The sequence below is a fragment of the Acidovorax cavernicola genome, assembly GCF_003581445.1.
In genome coordinates, this window is record NZ_QXMN01000137.1 from 1 (window position 1) to 2,571 (window position 2,571).

The 2,571-nt window shown below is 65.2% G+C and carries 4 protein-coding genes; all 4 read left to right on the top strand.

Annotated features, from left to right (window positions below; translation table 11 throughout):
- On the top strand, positions 1 to 332 hold a 332-nt coding region (locus D3H34_RS31675; protein WP_286186521.1), incomplete at its 5' end, for a DUF4845 domain-containing protein.
- On the top strand, positions 333 to 1,019 hold the full coding sequence (gene rnc / locus D3H34_RS31680) for a ribonuclease III (RefSeq protein ID WP_119558760.1): 687 nt from the start codon (positions 333 to 335) through the stop codon (positions 1,017 to 1,019).
- Complete coding sequence (era, locus tag D3H34_RS31685) at positions 1,012 to 2,016, top strand: GTPase Era (RefSeq protein ID WP_119558761.1); 1,005 nt, start codon at positions 1,012 to 1,014, stop codon at positions 2,014 to 2,016. The genes rnc and era overlap by 8 nt, the downstream gene beginning before the upstream one ends.
- Positions 2,017 to 2,031: 15 nt before the next feature.
- Positions 2,032 to 2,571, top strand: a 540-nt coding sequence (gene recO, locus D3H34_RS31690; RefSeq protein ID WP_119558762.1) for a DNA repair protein RecO, incomplete at its 3' end; no start/stop codon positions are given.

The following is a 2,571-nucleotide window of genomic DNA, read 5'->3' on the forward strand; positions in this document are numbered from 1 at the left end:
AGCGTGGGCTGTCCTTTCTGGGTCTGGTGTTTCTGGCGGTCGTGGCCGTCTCGGTGGTCGCGGTTGGAGGACAATCCGTGCCCATCTTCATTGAATACCAGGCCGTGCTCAAGGCCGCGAAGAAGGCCGCCCGCGAAGGCTCCACGGTGCCTGAAGTGCGCGCCATCTTCGACCGGTCCGCCGTGATCGACAGCATTACTTCCATTCAGGGCAAGGACCTGGAGGTGACCAAGCACAACGAACGGGTGCAGGTCTCCTTCAGCTATACCCGCGAGATAGCGCTCGCAGGACCGGCCTACCTCGTTTACCGTTTCGAGAAACAGACTCCCTAGGTGCAACCCGGACTTATCGCACTGCAGCAGCGCCTGCAGTACACATTCAAAGACTCTGCCTTGCTGCAGCGTGCGCTGACGCACCGCAGTTTTTCGGCGGACCATAACGAACGCCTCGAGTTTCTCGGCGACTCGGTGCTCAGCCTGGCGATTTCCAGCCTGCTGTTCGAGCGCCTGCGCTCCCTGCCCGAAGGCGACCTCTCGCGCGTGCGCGCCAACCTCGTCAAGCAGGACACGCTGCACCGCATCGCCGTGCGCCTGCAACTGCCCGACGTGCTGCGGCTGGGCGAAGGCGAATTCAAGTCGGGCGGCAAGCAGCGCCCGTCCATCCTGGCCGATGCGGTCGAAGCCGTGATCGGCGCCGTCTACCTCGATGCGGGCTATACGCCGGCCGAAGTGCTGGTGCACCACCTGTTCGAGAAGGTGGAAATCAATCCGCAGATGGACGCCGCGGCCAAGGATGCAAAGACCGCACTCCAGGAGTGGCTGCAGGGCCGGAAGATGAAGCTGCCGCAGTACCGTGTGGTTGCGACCACGGGCGCGGCGCACCGCCAGCAGTTTGAAATTGAATGCGCCATCGCCGAGATGGACCTGGTCGAGCGCGGCATGGGCGGATCCCGCCGCGCGGGCGAACAGGCCGCGGCCGAGGCCATGTTGACCACATTGAAAGCGAAAAACCATGAATGACGCTACCCACGACGTAGCCGGCGACGCAGGCGAAGAGAATCCTGCGGCGCAAGACGATATCGGTGCCATGCTGGCCGCGGCCGGCGCGCCGGTCCATGTCGAAGGCCAGCGCTGCGGCCTGATCGCCATCGTCGGCAAGCCCAACGTCGGCAAGTCGACGCTGATGAACGCGCTGGTCGGCCAGAAGATCAGCATCACGTCGCGCAAGGCGCAGACCACGCGCCACCGCATCACCGGCATCGCCACGCGCGCCGCCACACAGTTCGTGTTCGTCGACACGCCGGGCTTCCAGACCCAGCACTCGACCGCGCTCAACAAGTCGCTGAACAAGACCGTGATGGGCGCGATCAGCGACGTCGACCTGATCCTGTTCGTCGTCGAGGCCGGTAATTTCACGCTGGCCGATGCCAAGGTGCTGAGCCTGTTCAAGCCCGGGATTCCGACGCTGCTGCTGGCCAACAAGCTCGACCAGGTGCATCGCCGCGCCGACCTCGCGCCCTGGCTCAAGAGCATGCAGGAGCGCCACCCGTTCACCGAATTCGTGCCGATGTCGGCGAAGAAGCGCGACGACATCCAGCGCCTGTTCGGCATCTGCGAGAAGTACCTGCCCGAGCAGGCCTGGTTCTACGGCCCGGACGAACTCACGGACCGCAGCGAGAAATTCCTGGTCACGGAAACCGTGCGTGAAAAGCTGTTCCGCTTCACCGGCGACGAACTGCCCTACACCTCGACCGTGGTGCTGGACAAGTTCAGCGAAGAGAAGAGCAAGGAACACAAGCGCTTCGTGCGCGTCGCCGTGACCATCGTCGTCGAACGCGACGGCCACAAGGCCATGGTCATCGGCGAGAAGGGCGAACGCCTCAAGCGCATCAGCACCGAGGCGCGCCAGGAACTCGAGCGCCTGCTCGACGCCAAGGTGTTCCTCGAAGTCTGGGTCAAGGTGCGCTCGGGCTGGGCCGACGACGAAGCGCGCGTGCGCTCCTTCGGTTACGAATAAGGCATCCAGGCCAGCATGGCCGCCAAGCGCGTCTCCGACGAACCCGCCTTCGTGCTCCACAGCTATGACTGGAGCGAATCCAGCCTGATTCTGGAGGTGTTCACACGCCACCGGGGCCGGGTCGCACTCGCGGCCCGGGGGGCGAAGAAGCCGACGTCGAATTTCCGCCCCGTGCTGCTGCCGCTGCAGCCGCTGCGCCTGACCTATACGCTGGGCGCCGAAGGCAACGCCGAAATCCATACCCTCAAGGGCGCGGAGTGGGCCGGCGGCCATGTGATGCCCATGGGCGAGGCCCTGCTGTCGGGCATGTACCTCAACGAACTGCTGCTGCGCCTGCTGGCGCGCGACGACCCCTATGCGGCGCTGTTCGACGTCTATGGCGGCGTGGTGCGCGTGCTCGCCGGCACCCAGGGCGAAGCGCTGGAGCCCGTGCTGCGCGCGTTCGAGCTGGTGCTGCTGCGCGAGCTGGGCCTGCTGCCCAACCTCGGCGAGGAAACCATGACGCTGTCGGCGCTCAGCGCGGGCAAGCGCTACATGCTGGTGCCCGAAGGCGGG

Bases quoted from the DNA above. Each gene is read 5' to 3' on its own strand.
- era (WP_119558761.1), top strand. From the start codon at position 1,012: ATGAATGACGCTACCCACGACGTAGCCGGCGACGCAGGCGAAGAGAAT.